10 protein-coding genes are annotated in these 16,566 nt (G+C 35.6%); 5 read left to right on the forward strand and 5 right to left on the reverse strand.

The features are described from left to right. The first annotated feature begins 13 nt into the window (after positions 1-13). Both GQ46_RS01890 and GQ46_RS01895 read left to right on the forward strand, forming a co-directional pair. Positions 14-478 carry a hypothetical protein gene (locus GQ46_RS01890; RefSeq protein ID WP_044397841.1) on the forward strand — a complete coding sequence of 155 codons (465 nt, stop codon included), beginning with the start codon at positions 14-16 and terminating at the stop codon, positions 476-478. A 399-nt stretch (positions 479-877) separates the two neighbouring features. Further along, positions 878-2,974: an FAD-dependent oxidoreductase gene (locus tag GQ46_RS01895; protein ID WP_044397843.1), complete on the forward strand. Its 2,097-nt coding sequence runs from the start codon at positions 878-880 to the stop codon at positions 2,972-2,974. A gap of 356 nt (positions 2,975-3,330) precedes the next feature. Here the strand turns inward: GQ46_RS01895 and GQ46_RS01900 are convergent, their stop codons facing one another. After that, positions 3,331-4,104 carry a LexA family transcriptional regulator gene (locus tag GQ46_RS01900; RefSeq protein ID WP_044397845.1) on the reverse strand — a complete coding sequence of 258 codons (774 nt, stop codon included), beginning with the start codon at positions 4,102-4,104 and terminating at the stop codon, positions 3,331-3,333. Positions 4,105-4,156: 52 nt separating this feature from the next. Here GQ46_RS01900 and dinB point away from each other — a divergent pair, with 52 nt between their 5' ends. The 3 genes from dinB to GQ46_RS01915 all read left to right on the forward strand — a co-directional run bounded on the left by dinB (position 4,157) and on the right by GQ46_RS01915 (position 9,803). Then, positions 4,157-5,371: a DNA polymerase IV gene (gene dinB / locus GQ46_RS01905; RefSeq protein ID WP_044397847.1), complete on the forward strand. Its 1,215-nt coding sequence runs from the start codon at positions 4,157-4,159 to the stop codon at positions 5,369-5,371. Continuing rightward, the gene (locus GQ46_RS01910) at positions 5,371-8,331 is read left to right on the forward strand and encodes a DNA polymerase III subunit alpha (RefSeq protein ID WP_044397849.1); all 2,961 of its coding nucleotides are present in this window, start codon (positions 5,371-5,373) and stop codon (positions 8,329-8,331) included. The genes dinB and GQ46_RS01910 overlap by 1 nt, the downstream gene beginning before the upstream one ends. Positions 8,332-8,567: 236 nt before the next feature. Further along, the gene (locus GQ46_RS01915) at positions 8,568-9,803 is read left to right on the forward strand and encodes a YaiO family outer membrane beta-barrel protein (RefSeq protein ID WP_044397851.1); all 1,236 of its coding nucleotides are present in this window, start codon (positions 8,568-8,570) and stop codon (positions 9,801-9,803) included. A 12-nt stretch (positions 9,804-9,815) separates the two neighbouring features. Here the strand turns inward: GQ46_RS01915 and GQ46_RS01920 are convergent, their stop codons facing one another. The 4 genes from GQ46_RS01920 to GQ46_RS01935 form a co-directional block, all read right to left on the reverse strand. Next, positions 9,816-11,237 (reverse strand): glycosyltransferase, encoded by a 1,422-nt coding sequence (locus GQ46_RS01920; RefSeq protein WP_052503373.1) that lies wholly within the window; start codon positions 11,235-11,237, stop codon positions 9,816-9,818. 4 nt (positions 11,238-11,241) lie between these two features. Then, the gene (locus tag GQ46_RS01925) at positions 11,242-12,141 is read right to left on the reverse strand and encodes a hypothetical protein (RefSeq protein ID WP_044397853.1); all 900 of its coding nucleotides are present in this window, start codon (positions 12,139-12,141) and stop codon (positions 11,242-11,244) included. Further along, positions 12,141-12,500, reverse strand: a complete 360-nt coding sequence (locus GQ46_RS01930; RefSeq protein WP_044397855.1) for a response regulator — start codon at positions 12,498-12,500, stop codon at positions 12,141-12,143. The genes GQ46_RS01925 and GQ46_RS01930 overlap by 1 nt, the downstream gene beginning before the upstream one ends. 387 nt (positions 12,501-12,887) lie before the next feature. After that, positions 12,888-16,322 carry a T9SS-dependent M36 family metallopeptidase gene (locus tag GQ46_RS01935; protein ID WP_052503374.1) on the reverse strand — a complete coding sequence of 1,145 codons (3,435 nt, stop codon included), beginning with the start codon at positions 16,320-16,322 and terminating at the stop codon, positions 12,888-12,890. Between the last annotated feature and the right edge of the window lie 244 nt (positions 16,323-16,566).

Genomic DNA, 16,566 nt, shown 5'->3' on the forward strand with positions numbered 1-16,566 from the left:
AATACCACTCCAGATGGAAAATTCAAAAAAAACGTCGTGTTCTTGCAGTACACAAAACCCATTAAAAAAATCAGCCACAAAAGGGGGTGGAAAAATGAGTGTTTTAAATATGCTATCTGGAGTGTTATTATTTCTCTTTCCTAAATGCCCGCTTTGTTGGGCCGCCTATGCTTCACTTTTTAGCTTTTTAGGCGTGGAGCACATGCGTTATAACTCTGACTGGAGTTATGTCATTCTCGGAATATTTGCTTTAGGGAGCTTTTTCTTGTTACGGAAACATTACTTGAATAAATCATGGCTCAGCATCGTCCTATATGGCTTAGGGATGTCTCTTTTACTCTTAACCTATTGTTTAAACATGGACGAAACCTGGTGGCTGTATCTCGTTTTGTTTTTAATTGTACTCAGCAACTTTTCTATGCGGCATAATTATAAACGCATAAAATTATTTAAACGGCCCTTTTTTACTACCGTTTAAAGAAACTCAGGTCTCTTCCTTGGTAACGCATTCAGTATCATTTAGGTAAAATACTTCTAAAACAACTAATACTGCCTTATTTTTTTTTAGAAAGCACCTCTTTTTTTTAATGTCTTACCACTTTAATCAATCCTTTTGCTTTCTTTAATTTTTTTAGATGCAGTTCAGGCTTAATCTGATGCGTCACAGCACTTCATTTATAGACTATTAAGCAGCGTATTAATTAAGACATCAACTTCTTTTTTGCATACGCAAGCAATATAAAAGGTTTTAAAAGGACTATCCATTACTAGGTTATTTCAATTTATAAAATACTATAAACAGGTATTTATACGCGTTACAACTACTTGCTAATTGTTTAGCTTTGTGTCTATACTATTTTCTAAATTTTGATATCTTATGAGTTTCCTGTCATTTCAGCCCCAACAACAACCGTCTAAAATACTAAGAAAAAAAGCAGGTACTGCCCGTAAAGCCTTTTCAGAGTGGTTACTAGAAACCTACGGAGGAGACTATGAAAAAAGTATTAATGCACAACGCGCTCGAAAAAATGCAACGAACCTTAAAGCTTCAATTACTTCTAAAGCAGTAGAACAACCGCTTGTTGGTATTGTTGGCGGCGGATTTGCAGGCTTATACGCCGGACTTATTTTGCAGTCTTTGGGTATTGAATTTGAAATCTTTGAAAGTTCAAATAGAGTTGGGGGTAGAATAGATACTTGGTATTCTACGAAATACGATGCCAATACCAAAGATACAGCTGGTTTGTATGGCGAGGTAGGTGGTATGCGTATTCCGCAGTTTTCAGAAGACATGCTTCCTGTACAACAATTAGCCTTATCGGTAAATGCTGTTCTAGAACGGAATGATCTAAAAGATAAAACTCTTACTTGGCGAAAATTTTATTATAACTCTCCCGTGCAGCGCCTGCGTTATAATAATATGGAAGCGCCCATTCTTGCTGAAAATGCAGCTTTAAATTCTCTAAATTTTGGCACCAATACAGGAGGCGATATTCCCATGGTTTGGGTTACAGAAGTACAACCAGCTACAGGTGAAGCCTATTTGCCTATTAATAAAATACTGGATAAAGTCAATGCGCCTTTTATTACGGCGATTAATAAATCTTTTTCTGAAGGTTTTAAATTACTGATGAAGTACGATAACTATTCTATGTGGGCCTATTTAACCAATGTGTTTACACTAGGTGATTTAGGAGCGTATTACAACCCAGAAATGGGTAATAAAGATGAGCATTTGTCGTATAATGTTACCAGTTATTTAGAAACTTTAAATGTAGGCACAGGCATGTATTCGGTGTCTTTTGTAGAAATGGTGCTTGCGACGTATGATTGGGATGGAAGTAAGAATTCTTACGATAAAACAGACGAGAATATTTATATGGTGACGATGGATAAGGGCATGCAACATTTCCCAGACGCCTGTAAAGCCGTGTTAAACTTAGAGACTGGTGTACTCCCGTCTGATGGCAATCGCGCACAAGTACTCGTTGGCATGCTTCCGGGGGTTAATGGCGGTTATGGCTATTCGCCAGAAAACCTAACCCCAGCGGCCAAACCACCGGCTTCAGTACCACCAGCAGATCCCAAAAAGCCAATCCCCGGTGAGAAATCTCATAAAAAAGAACGGGTGTTTATGAATCATAGAGTAACAGGCGTTAAATATGATGAAAGCTTATATCATGGCCACGGCGGTATGACCATGAGCATTAAAAACGATTCAAAAACTATTGAAAAACAGTATCCCTATGTTATAAGCACCTTACCCAATGGGGCGTATTTGAGCGGCGATTTAAAAACTAATTTTTTCGATAACTTATCGTTTCCTAAAGCACGTGCCATTCGTGAATCTAATTATATGCCTTCTTTTAAAGCCTTTATTACGTTTAAAACCCAGTTTTGGGCAACTTTAGGTGAACGCCAAGATCAAGGTTTAGGCGTGGCGGTTTCAGATAAATCTAACCGACAAATTGTTTATCCGTCGTATGGCTATGATGCTAAAGGCGGTGTGTTACAAATTTATTGCTGGGCACAAGATGCAGAGCGCATTGGAGCCTTATCTGATGAAGCACGTGTAAACGAGTGTTTAAAAGGCATTCAATACCTCTATCCCGAAGTGGATATTTATGAGCATTTTGCAGGCTATAAGCCAGAAGAAACTACTAAAACATGGTTTTGGGACAATCATGCTAATGGTGGTGCCTTTGCCTTATTTAACCCTGGGCAATTTAAAAGTTTGTATCCTACCTTATTAACACCAGAATTTAATGGGTCTTTACAACTTGCAGGCGAATGTTGCTCTGTACATCACGGTTGGATTGTTGGCGCTTTAGACTCTGCCTACAATGCGGTTTTAAATATTTTAAAGCAAAATGGGGCAGAAGAGAAACTAAAACAAATGGAAGCCACTTGGGGAAGCCTTTCTGCGCCAGATGTGGCGCTTCATAGACGGAAATTAAGCCGACAAGTAAAATAGCAGGCAACCAAGTAGATGTTAATGAACATAAAGTTAGACCTTTTGATTTTACTGGAGATATTAATATAGTTTTGTCTGTGGAATTAAGAATAAGATTGGATAAAAAGGGCACGGGTTTTCCAATTCCTTCTGTAGGGCTAAACCTAACCTCTGTAAGTATCGATGGAAAACCCGTAAGGAGTTATAGGTGTTTTGCTGTACTTTTATGTTTTTAATGATTAAAACCGAATATTATGACGAAAGTTGAAACCATATAGACGATGTTAAATAGAGCCTGAAACGCGAGTTCAGAAAACTTTATTCATACGTTTCACAAAAACACTCATAAACCTTCAGTCTAAAGACAACACCAGCGCCTACTTAATCATCTTCTCTAAAGCTTTCAATTCTACACCAAGCTCGTTAAACAGTGTCAGAATACTACTTAATTTTAAGTCTTCTTCGTTATATTCTTGTGTGTTAATACTGCAGGTAAACTCCCAAAGTTCCAGCACTTCGTCGATAGGGACACTGTACGCGTCATAGCTCTTGTTGTCTGATACGAGTAATAAAGACCCATCTAAACCAATGTTATTTAAAACCCGTTTGTAAACCATCCCATCGTTAAGAGTTACTAAAACGTAAGTTCTCCCACTTTTAATGTCACTTCGATCTTCAATAAAACGACCAATCACAAACGCGCCATCCTTCATGGGTAACATGGAATCGCCTTTAATAGGAAATGCTCTGTGTTTTCCTGTAGGTAAAAAGGGTAACTTTATTTTTTGAAGCTGTTCTATGTATTCGGGGTCATCATAACCCGCTAAATAGCCTGCGGTTGCTTTAACAGGCACCACTTCTATTAGATTTTCATTATCACTATCAACCAAAATAGGAAACAAGACTCTTTGGTTTCCAATGTCTATAAAAGAGGTGCTGCCCGATTTTTTTAAATCGTGCCGAATCAAAATATCAACAGGGATTTTTGAATAATCAGACAGTTGGATCAATTTTTCAATGGGCGGTGATGCTCTACCTTCTTCATAAGCACCCACTTGCGATTTAGACCAATTTAGCACCTCTGCAAACTGCCCTTGCGAAAACCCGCGGTCGCTTCTTATAAATTTGATATTTTTTTGAATGATTGACATAAAACTAAAATTTTGAGTTAACAAAACTACAATTTTAAGTTAACTTTGCCAAGTGCAAAATACGATATTACATCTGGACTTAGACACCTTTTTTGTCTCTTGTGAACGCTTGATTGATAGCCGTCTGCAAAACAGACCTTTATTAGTTGGTGGAATAGGCGATAGAGGCGTTGTTGCGGCCTGTAGCTACGAAACAAGAACCTTTGGTGTTCATTCAGGAATGTCTATGAAAGTGGCTAGACGCTTGTGTCCGGAAGCAGTCGTCATTAAAGGTAATTCTGGGATATATACAAAGTATTCGCACTTGGTTACCGAAATTATTAAAGACAAAGCCCCCATTTTTGAGAAAGCAAGTGTCGATGAGTTTTATGTGGATTTAACGGGCATGGATAAGTTTTATGGAACTTATAAATACGCGTCTGAATTACGACAGAAAATTATAAAAGAGTCTGGTCTTCCCATTTCATTTGGTTTGTCTGGAAATAAAATTGTTTCTAAAGTCGCCACAGGAGAAGCGAAACCCAACAATCAGCTAAAAATTGATCCTGGTTTTGAAAGGTCTTTTCTAGCGCCTTTATCGATTCGTAAAATTCCATCGGTAGGAGAAAAAACCTATCAAATTCTAAGAAATTTGGGCGTCGATACCGTGCGTGTTGTACAACAAATGCCTGTGGAGATGATGATGAGTGCTTTAGGCGTTAATGGGGTGACTATTTGGAAACGCGCCCATGGAATTGATAATGCGCCGTTAATTCCTTTTCACGAACGGAAATCTATTTCTACAGAGCGCACTTTTACTAAGGATACCATTGATATTTCCCAATTGCGAACCACCATTTTTGCGATGGCCGAAAACCTTGCGTTTCAATTGCGAAGAGCCAATAAATTAGCCGGAACACTAAGTATTAAAATTAGATATTCAGATTTTAATACGTATAGTAAACAGGTGAAACTGTCGTATTCAAGCGCAGACCATATTATTATTCCAACGGCGATAGAACTATTCGAAAAGTTGTACAATCGTAGATTACTGGTACGCTTAGTTGGTGTGAAAATGACAGATATTGTGAGTGGTAACTATCAAATAAATCTGTTTGATGATACTGAAGAACTGCTAAATTTATACAAAGCGATGGATGGTGTAAGAGAGAAGTATGGCGAATTGAGCGTGATGCGCGCCTCTTCTATAGGCGCAAAAACCATCGGGCGCTTTCAAAACCCTTTTAATGGCGAACCACCTATTTTATTAGCACATAGAAAACAATAATGTATTTAAATTGTCACTCTTATTATTCGCTGCGCTATGGCACATTTTCTGAAATTGATTTGTTAGCATTAGCCAAAGAAAACAACATCTCTTGTTTGGCTTTAACAGATATTAATAACACCTCTGCTTGCTTAAGTTTTATTAAACACGCTAAAGCACAAGGTGTCAAGCCAATAGTAGGTATCGATTTTAGGAATGGTGCAAAACAACAATTTATTGGGATTGCTAAGAATAATAAAGGCTTCCATGAATTAAATGGGTTATTATCTCAGCACTTAGAACCTAAAATTAAAATTGAGGATAAAGCACCAAAACTTAAGCATGCGTTTATAATTTATCCTTTTGAAAAGGCATTAGAATTAGAGCTTTCAGTATTTGAAGCTAATGAATTTATAGGCATCTCCATTGATGACATTAGGAAGCTTCGCTTTTCTAAACTCAATCAATTTAAAGATAAGTTGGTGATACAACAACCCGTTACGATTAGAAACAAGCGTGATTTTAATGCCCACCGCTTACTTAGAGCCATTGATAACAATTGTTTGTTGAGTAAATTGGCTACAGCTGAAGAATGCAATCCGCAAGAAAAGATGGTCTCCAGAGAAGAGCTGGTATTGGCCTTTTCAGATTTCCCACAGCTGCTAAAAAACACGCAGAAACTCATGGCACAATGTGATATTAATTTTGGGTTTGGTAGTGAAAGAACCTCTCAAAATTTAAGTGTGTATTCTAGTTCTTTTGAAGACGATGTAGCGTGCTTACAGCAATTATGTGACGAAGGCTTGCCAAAGCGTTATAAAAACCCAACAGATAAAGTTTATGACCGTTTAAACAGAGAATTAGAAACGATAAAGACTTTAAACTTTGTAAGTTTCTTTTTAATCAATCATGCTATTGTGTCTTACGCTAAAGATAAAGGGTATTTTCATGTTGGGCGAGGAAGTGGCGCCAATAGTATTGTAGCCTATCTTATTGGTATTACTGATGTAGACCCAATAGAACTGGATTTGTATTTTGAAAGATTTATAAATCCCTTTAGAGCGTCGCCACCAGATTTTGATATCGATTTCTCTTGGAAAGACAGAGACGATGTAACACAATATATCTTTAATAGGTTTAAAAACACAGCGCTTCTAGCAACCTACAATACCTTTAAATATAGAGCTGTTGTTAGAGAGCTGGGTAAGGTTTTCGGTTTACCAAAAGAAGACATTGACAAATTAAGTAAAGGCAAATTACCGCACAATCAAATAGACGCGGTTGGTCAATTAGTCTTAAAATACGGAAAGTTAATTGACGGTTTTCCTAATTATATAAGTGTTCATTCAGCAGGGATATTAATTCTCGATAAACCTATTCATAACTATTCAGCAACTTTTTTACCACCAAAGGGGTTTTCTACTGTTCAATTTGATATGCTAATCGCAGAAGATGTGGGTATTTTTAAATTCGATATTTTAGGACAAAGAGGTTTAGCAAAAATAAAAGACACCTTACAAATCATAGCAGAAAACAGACCAGAATTACCACCAATAGACATTCATGATTTAGAACGTTTTAAAACAGATAAGAATATTAATGCCTTACTAAAAAGCGGTGGAGCCATAGGCGCTTACTATGTTGAATCTCCGGCCATGCGTGGCTTAATGACAAAATTACAAACTCAGGATTATTTGGGTTTGGTAGCAGCTAGCTCAATTATTAGACCAGGCGTTTCTGGCTCAGGAATGAAAGAAGAGTATATAAAACGGCACCGGTTTCCTGAGTATAGAAAAAATGCGCACCCCATACTTTTGGAAATAATGCCTGATACTTATGGCGTTATGGTGTACCAGGAAGATGTTTTAAAAGTGGCAAATCAATTTGCCGATTTAACATTGGGTGAAGCAGATATATTGCGACGCGGTATGAGCGGAAAGTTTCGCTCAAGAGCAGAGTTTCTGGGTGTTGAGAAAAAATTCATAGCAAACTGCAGAAAAAAAGGCTATTCAGACCAATTGTTATTCGAAGTCTGGAATCAAATTAAAAGCTTTGCGGGCTATGCCTTTGCAAAAGGCCATTCGGCGTCCTATGCCGTAGAAAGCTACCAAAGTCTGTTTTTAAAATGTTATTTTCCAATAGAATTCATGGTAGCCGTTTTAAATAATGGCGGTGGATTTTACAGTGCAGAGCACTATTTGCATGAAGCTAAAATGCAAGGTGCAACTATAAATTTACCATGCATTAATAACAGTGATCATCCAAATAGAGTAGTAGGGACAGACATTTATTTAGGTTTTGGCTATTTACGCCATTTAGAAAAATTGGTCGTTCAGCGCTTTCTAAGTGAGCGCCAATTACAGGGCAACTATAGGTCTTTAGAAGATTTTATAGATCGTGTAACGATTAGCATAGAACAATTGTCCATTTTAGTACGAATAGGCTGTTTTAGGTTTACTAAGAAATCGAAAACAGAATTGTTATGGCATGCCATTTTTAAGCTTAACGCTACAAAATCTAAGAATAAGCAGCCTAAACTATTTAAACCTCAACACAAACACTTCGAGTTACCGGTTTTAAAAACAAATGCCGTTGAAGATGCTTTTGACGAAATGGAATTATTAGGCTTTCCATTATGTGGTTATTTTGATTTAATAGATGAAACGATGCAAAATGACATTACCGCTGACCATATGTGCCATCATGTAAATAAAGAAGTCCTTATTTATGGCAATTTGGTAAACACAAGACACAACAAGACGGCGCAAGGCAAACTCATGAGGCTTAGTACTTTTGTAGACAAAAAGGGCCAGTACTTTGATGCGGTACATTTTACAGAAGTCGTTTATAAATACCCAATAAATGGGTTAGGTGTCTATAAGTGTCTTGGGACTATTACCCAGAAATTTGGTTTCTGTAGCATGATTATTTCCAAAAGTAGAAAACTTAAAATCAAATCAAATCCTAGAATTATGGATTAACTGTGTTTTACATCGTTTTTAGTCCACAGTACGCTTTTAGCACATATTAAAATAAGACTTAGCTTAATATTATAATTGATAAATCTAAGACTTAGAAGGGCTGTAAAACGTATTGTATTTTTTAATAAAACTAAGCCGCTATAACTAACTATTTATGTCTTGAAATAGTTAGACTTTTTTATCTAAAATTAGATTTTAATTTGTTCATTTACTTATTATTTACACCACAAAAAAACATGATTAAATCAAATGCTTTTTTTATAATTTCAATACTTTTCCCACTCTTTTTATTTGCTCAAAACAATAAAATTGATGTAGACTCTTTATTTAACGAAGCACAACAATTGTATAAGGATAAACACTATATACCTGCTTTAGAATTAACCAACAACGCTATTTTAATAGCACCAGAGTATACCGACATAAGACTGTTACAAATACGTATAGAACAAGAAACAAACCAATTAGAAGCTTCTGAAAAGGACATTCTTTATTTGTTGAATAATTCAAAGACAGAATGTACACCATTAGCCCTCAGGCAAATGCTGCTTTATGAACGCATCACAGATTTGAATGACTACAGAAATACCATTAGTGGTTTTTTAGACAACACTATTGATTTTGTATTAACAAAAGCAGAGGCGTTTTTAAACCTAAACGACAAAAAAACAGCCAAAAGTAGTCTTCAAAACTTAAAAGACAAATCTTTAAATAGTATTCAAAACTATAGACTACAAGACCTTAAAAAACAAATAAGTGTTAATCAAATAAGCTTAAATTATGAATTAATTTCATTTTCAAAAGACTACCCAAGCTATGAATCATGGCATGTGGTAGGTTTAGATTATATGCGCTATTTTGGTAAACAGGCCGTAACAGCACGGGTTATTTATAATGACAGAGGTACTAACGAGGGGATGTTGTATGAAATTGATGCTTATCCTGTCTTTTCTAAAAAATGGTATTCTTATATCAGTTTAAACACCTCTGATGCTGATTTTTTTCAAAATTTTGGCGGCAGCCTTTCAGTCTATTATTCAATAGAAAATATAATCGAGATTGAAGCTGGTTTTAGATATTTAGAGTTTGAGACTCAGTCTTTTTTCACTCCAGTAATAGGCGCCACAAAATATGTTGGTCAGTTTTATATTAATGGTCGTGCATTTATAGGTCCAGAAAAAGATGGAAAGCTAATACAGAACTATCAATTAAACACCCGGTTTTATTTGAAAACCCCTGGAGATTACCTTTTTTTAAGACTAGGCACTGGTATCTCTCCAGATGATAGGTCTAGGTTTACACAGATTGCTAATAATCCAGATCTAGTTGCTAAATACATAAATTTGGGAGTAAATAAATGGATTAAAAGCTATGGTATTACGCTTAGTACAGGCTATTTAAACGAAGACTTAGCGAATGGTTTAAAGGGAAACCAAATAGTATGTAATGTAGGACTAAAGTATCGGTTTTAACTTAGGTCTATTTTATTTCATAGTTGTAAATCCTTTTCTAGTCATTGTTCCCCAAGACGATTGAATCCCAAAAATCTTTTTGTAATAGCCTTTTATTTCGGCATATAACATGGCTGGATGCGTTACAAAAGGCTCTAAATAAGCAGCTAATAAGAGTTTAACAAGCATCGAGGGTTTTACATAATGTTTGAAATTTATAGTATATAATAAAATGGATAGGGTAGAAAAAAGACAACCAATTAAATAAACCACAATAAATAAGGCAAAACATATAGGCCAATTAATAATACCCAAAAGGCCACAAATAATAATATAAATAACCCCTAAAAGCTCAACTATTGGCGCTCCAAATTCAAAAAAACACCAATATGGAAAGAAAATGGTTCCCATCATACCATATTTAGTATTGTACAGTAAATAACGATGTTTCTTTAATGTTTCCCATAAACCTCTAGCCCAACGGTCTCTCTGTGTTATGTAAACTTTGTAATTAGAAGGTGCTTCTGTCCAGCAAAGTGTTTCTGGAATATATACCACAGCATAAGGTTGTTTCAAACGTTCCATATGCGCTCTTAATCTAATACACAGTTCAAGATCTTCACCAACCGTTGTAACATCAAAACCACCAACTTCTAACACACGTTGCCTAGGATATAGTCCAAAAGCACCAGAAACCAACATCAAACCATCTATCTGGCCCCAAGCCATTCTACCTAATAAAAAAGCCCTTATGTATTCTACAACTTGTATTCTAGCAATAATACTTTTAGGTAGTTTTAGTTCTTTTAATATACCGTTTTTAATTATAGAATCGTTAGCAATTCCTATAGCACCACCACAAGCTATAACTTCTTTGTCTACAGATTCCAAATACGGTCTTACCATTTTTAAAAGTGCGTCCTGTTCTATAATACAATCTGCGTCTGTACATAAAACAAGAGCTGTCGTCGCATAAGAAATACCGCAATTTATAGCATCTGCACGACCACCGTTTTTTTTATCAACCACTGTTAAATGGCTATATTTTACATTTTTACTTTTATAAACCGCAACGACTTCTGTATGAAGTATCTCATCAGAGTCTTTAGTTATTGGAGTGATTACTAACTCAAACTCTTTAATTAATTGTTCTAAAGTATTGTCTTTACTACCATCATTAACAACAATAAGCTCGTAAAAAGGATATTGTATAGCAAGTAAAGAATTTACATTAATAACAATAGATTTTGCTTCATTGTAAGCCGGCGCAATTAAGCTTACCGTGGGTAAATCATCAGCTCCTTTAATATCATTTATGTTTAAAAAAGTAACGCGTTTCGCATTCGCTTTAATAGCCCTAATAGCTAAAATTACAAATCCAAAATAGCATGAGAATAAAGCAATACCATAGATTAAGAAGAAATAATCAAAACCACTTTTCACAATGTCATTCATAAAATTAAAGGCTTTGAGTTAATGCTATACGTTGGTTATTTAAAAAACTTAAAGTCTTAATCCGTAGTTTAGTTGCTATAATATTAGAAGCAGAAGTTGCAATTTCTTCAATTTCATATTTATTCAATTGAAAAGATGATAGTGTTACTAAAGCACTTTCAACTAAAAATACATCCTTTGTATATAATTGTTTGATGATATAATATTTATAGACTTCTAATTTAAAAGTGCGTATAATTCTAATTAAAAGTTCTTTAACATATGGGTTCTTGGTCATTAAAGCTTTTTGTAAATATTTTTCTTGAGCGATAGGATGATATTGCTTTAGCTTTTCAATAATACGTATTTGCTGCCATAACGAAATTGGATATTCTATATAGGGAAACAGTTTTAAGCTCTTCCAGCCTAACAGCACAACAAGGGCAATTTGTGCTTCTCTGCGTACTAATACGTTTTTATGATTTCTATAGGGTGTAATACTATTTATATACTCGTTAAGTCCAAATTCATAACAAAACATAATAGCTTTTGCTTTTTTGTACCAAAGTACACTTTTTAAATCTTTAGAGATCAATGGTATAACACCAGAATCTGTAGCCATCGTTTTTAAACTATTAGCCTCTGCAGTAAGTAGTACGTTATTAACCTTCAAAAAAACACTAGCAATAAGCCAGTAATGGTTTTTAGCCTGTTTTTGTTTTAACCACTTTTTATTTTCGGTTATATGAACCGCGTTTGGATTTAAAAAATGAAGCGCAATAGCGTCTATTGTTTTTATTTTAAGATTAGACTGCTGTTTCGTTTTAAGCACTCTGTAAACAATACTATACGCAATAAAAGCCCAAAGGACTATAAGAATAATAAGGAGTAGGCTAATAAGCGAAATAAGATCTTGCAGTGCCATTAAAAGAAAGCATTAACCTTATTTTTCAATTCATTTACAGCAATGGGAAGATCTATAAAGGTATCGATACCCAGTAATTCTACTTCCTTTTTGATTTCAATTTGATTCATTTCAGAAACAATTATAATAAAGACATTTTGTAGTTTGTTTTTCAAAAATTGTAAATAGTCATTGGTAAAAGCACCCTGAATGGTCACATCTGTTATGACCAAATCAAAAATAGTCTCTAACAATAATTGCTCTACATCCATATAGGTGTTAGCAACTTCATAAGTAACGTCTGGCCTCTCTAGTATTTTTTTTAACAAATAAGAAATCCCATAATCGTCATGAACAATCAATACCTTTTTAGGTTTCATAAATAGCTCTAAATAATTGGCGAATGTATACTTTTTTTTCTTATGTTTTATGCACTGGTAACAAACTCACAAGTCTCATCTGATTTCTTCAACGTACATTTTCTCATGTACTTGATTTTAAATGAAACTAAAAAACACCTCAATATATATTGGTAAAAAACGCTCTGGGCTTAGTTGTTCCAAGAAGGACGCTGGTGTTTGTTCTGATTGACTGACTTTCTTCTTGAGTAAAGAATAATTAATAGTATACTTAAACCCTCGTGAAAAGTACTGATAGAAGAAAAACAAAAAACACCATACGATTGAGTTTCAATCTGGAAGTTTTTAAAAATAAAAAAGGGATTGGTTTATTTTACCAATCCCTTTTTTATTAAAAATTAAAGCACTCTAGTTCTTAATAATTCGTTTAGTGCTTTGTAAACCATTGTTTTCAACAGAAACAAAATAAAGACCAGAAGCTAGTTGACTTAAATCAACACTTATTTTAGTAGACTCCATTGTTTTAACAGCTATTTCTTTAGAGAAATTTCTACCTAAAACATCATAAACCGAGACATTAGCATTATCTAAAGCTTGAGAAGCTTGAATAAAAACAACATCACTTGTTGGGTTTGGATAGATTGAAAAGCCTTCAATATTCATATCTTTTACCGATAGAGACGGACTAATAAGTACAGCCTGTTTTTTACTGTCTGAGAAGCTATTACCAGTCACTGTATTTTCAATTACTGCTGCAGCATGATCTGTTAAAGAAACATTATCAATGTACCAACCATCGCCACCAACTGCTGCATCCGTTTCAAATTTAAATCTAATTTGTATGGTCCCAGGAAAATCTGTTAATGGTATAGTACTTGTTGTAATGCAACCATTACTATTTCCAGAAAAAGCAGGTGTTGAAGGATTATCATTTACATAACCATTATAACCGTTTGAATCAAAATAAGCAGCTAAATCGGTCCATGTGGCACCACCATCATTAGTGATTTCAACAAAACCACCATCCCAATTCTCTTCAGTGTTAAAACTATGATTGAAGGATAAAACGGCTACACCATTAAGAATAAAGGGGTTCAGCGTAATATATCGTAGAGAGTTTGAAGCGATATCACTGCAATAGTAAGACGAGCTTCCGCAAATAGGATCATTGGTAATGGTCCAAGCATTTGGGCCAGAACCAGACTCCGTCCAGTTTGCAGCGGCATCCATATTATCTTGAAATACACTCATTGGAGCATAGTAGCTTCCGTTTTTTATTCGAGCTTCATAGGTATACGTTAAACTGCTTCCAGTTGCCAAGTTAGCAATTGTAGGATAGCTCACCGCATTCGCATTAAAGGCTCCGCTATTACTTGCAGAGTTAGCGACATAATCTAGAGTTACATTACTAAAATTACTTGCTACGTTAACATCTGTATCTTCATTACAATTGTCGATAAATATAGAAAAAGCAACAGTATCTCCCTCATTTGCAATGTTCACATCGGATGCATTTGATACTCTAACCCCTAAGTCTGTAGGTAAATCGTAAGCTTCGGCGCCATCTGCTCTTGAAGCAGAACTACCTTGAGAAGCACTAAATCCAAGACCTCGTCTTGCAAAAACTTCCCAAATAGCACAACGATAAGCCCCATCATATAGTAATTCGTCAGCTGCTAAAATAGCATCTCTTCCATCAACAAAACCAGGGCTACAAGGTTGTAATTTTAAGCCTTGAAGCACTAAGTGTAAAGCGATATTGTTACCACCTGTTCCGTTGTACACATCGGCATCATAACCTTCTAAATCTATAAGAGTCCAGGTAAGGTCCCAAATCATTGCAGACCAAACGGAGCCTACACCATGTGGTATTGATTCTGTTTTAATAGCATCGTAGGTGTGCGGATTTATAGTCATATCATTCGAGTATGGGAAGCTACGAATACCAGTACCAGAGGTTGGTTCACCACCAGCATAAGTTCCAATTCCACGAGAATCTGCGCCAGTATCTCCTAATTCAATAGTTAGCATTAATCCAAACCAATCTGACCAACCTTCGCCCATTTGCTCTTCATTTTGTAAACATCCTGAATTTCCTGGCCCACCAGCCAAACGTGTCGAAATACCGTGGCCGTATTCATGGGCTACAATACCATTATCAAAATCACCATCCAAAGCTGGTTGCGAAAAAGCTTGAAGTGTCACAGACACACCAGGTAGTTGTGCTTTAATGGTCGCGCCGTCTGCTTGACTAATCATAATTACAGGAATGGTAACAGAAGCGCCATTAGCACCAGGCCCCATATTAATTACGCCTGTTGTATTATTTACAACCACAACAGCAATAGCTCCTGCATTTTGAGCATTCAATGCTTTTAATCCAAATTCACAACTACCACGATCTACAACCGCAATATTTCCACTAATAGCAGCACCATTAACCAAAGCACTACAACCCTCATTAGGATTTACGAGCACTAAATTACCGGTTACATTATATGAACTGGCTCCAAATTGCGCACTAGCAGAACCATATGTCCCAGCAATTACTGAAGGGCTATTCACACTAAAACTGGTTGAAGTACCACCACCAGTCCATAAGTACATTTGCATACGACCGTTACCACCGTCTGCTGGCGTAGAAAAATTGGCGTTATTTGTTCCATTACCATCTTGAGCATCGGCAATCACATAATCACCTCCAACACCACCTTTTCCGTAGTTGTTTTCTTGGAAATTTCCAGCAGGCTCATCAAATCCATACTGATAATAAACATCATGCATAATATTGTTCCAATAAAACAAATTGGTTATTGCGGCGTCTTGTTGCGCCAGTGGTTCGTTGGTCGGGCTGTAAGGGAAGTCAAAGATTAAACTTGCTCCACCATCTGGAGCATAGCCAAAACCGTTATTGGCATCAACATCTTCCTGTGCGTATACATTATTACCTCTGGTAATTGTATATTCGGCCCCAGTGATACCATTGGTATCATGCCACCCGTAAGGAGAGGCCGTTATATTTTCAGGGTCAGTAACCAAAACGCGTGTACCATGATTAGGACTCTCTGTTGGCATAGGAAACACATTGTACCCAGAAGCTAAACTGGTACTTGCTGTGTTGGTTTTGAATAAATTGAAGTGTGATGTTTCGCCTTCATGTTTATGAGCCCGTAGTGATTTATTTGATTCATGGTTGGTATCGAAATTACAGCTTATAACTTGATCAGAAACTGATAATATTCCGCCAGTAACGGCATCTACTTTAAGATTCCATATATGTTTAGTGTCTAAAGTAGCTATAATTACTTCCCAAGCGAGTAGTAATTTTTTACTCTCATGCTTAGTAAAAACTAGCTTAACAGGAATGTCTTCTCTTGAAATAGCTTCATTGGAAAACACATAATTATTACCATCCTGACTTTTAGTTTTTAAGGTTTTATTTGTGTTGAGCTTCAAATAAGACAAGACATTAAAAACGGCTTGACTTGACGATAAAGCAGGGGTCACCGTGTTCACCTTTTCTGAAGTACGAGTAATTAACGTATTACTAAAATAGGCAATCTTATTGTTTTTAACAGCCATACTTGAAATGGCATTCCTTACAGGAACACCCTGTATTTTCTGGCCTAAATAGACATGTGTAATACCTGTATTTTTGGCGATATACTCATAATCTACAAAAAGGCCACTGAGATCTTTGTCGTTTAAACTAAATTGTTTTTGTTTTAAATAATCTAGAATTTGATCGCCATGAGGTGACGATTTTAAATCGTTTTGTGAAAACACGAAACAAAAATTGAAAAGTGCTAAAAGCACTAGGTAGGAGCGGTAGTTTTTAAACATTAGCGATGATTTTAAAATTTTATTTATTTTTGCAAGTATAGCTAAATTAACCTTATCATTACGCTATTTTAGTGTAGAATAATTCATTTTTTTAACATTTTAAAGACTAAAACCATTATAACTTAATGATGTCAACTATTCCTAAAAAACAGCTATTGGCCTAGTTCTTACTCCAAATGCGTTGTGGTTTTTTTCTTTCTGAAAATTGCTTTAAAAATCTCAAATCCACCTTTAGACTGCAGGG

This window comes from Lacinutrix sp. Hel_I_90, from assembly GCF_000934685.1.
Taxonomy (GTDB): Bacteria; Bacteroidota; Bacteroidia; order Flavobacteriales; family Flavobacteriaceae; genus Lacinutrix.

Coding starts and splice junctions, on each gene's coding strand:
- GQ46_RS01890 (WP_044397841.1), top strand. CDS start 14: ATGGAAAATTCAAAAAAAACGTCGTGTTCTTGCAGTACACAAAACCCA.
- GQ46_RS01895 (WP_044397843.1), top strand. CDS start 878: ATGAGTTTCCTGTCATTTCAGCCCCAACAACAACCGTCTAAAATACTA.
- GQ46_RS01900 (WP_044397845.1), bottom strand. CDS start 4,104: ATGTCAATCATTCAAAAAAATATCAAATTTATAAGAAGCGACCGCGGG.
- GQ46_RS01910 (WP_044397849.1), top strand. CDS start 5,371: ATGTATTTAAATTGTCACTCTTATTATTCGCTGCGCTATGGCACATTT.
- GQ46_RS01915 (WP_044397851.1), top strand. CDS start 8,568: ATGATTAAATCAAATGCTTTTTTTATAATTTCAATACTTTTCCCACTC.
- GQ46_RS01920 (WP_052503373.1), bottom strand. CDS start 11,237: ATGAATGACATTGTGAAAAGTGGTTTTGATTATTTCTTCTTAATCTAT.
- GQ46_RS01925 (WP_044397853.1), bottom strand. CDS start 12,141: ATGGCACTGCAAGATCTTATTTCGCTTATTAGCCTACTCCTTATTATT.
- GQ46_RS01930 (WP_044397855.1), bottom strand. CDS start 12,500: ATGAAACCTAAAAAGGTATTGATTGTTCATGACGATTATGGGATTTCT.
- GQ46_RS01935 (WP_052503374.1), bottom strand. CDS start 16,322: ATGTTTAAAAACTACCGCTCCTACCTAGTGCTTTTAGCACTTTTCAAT.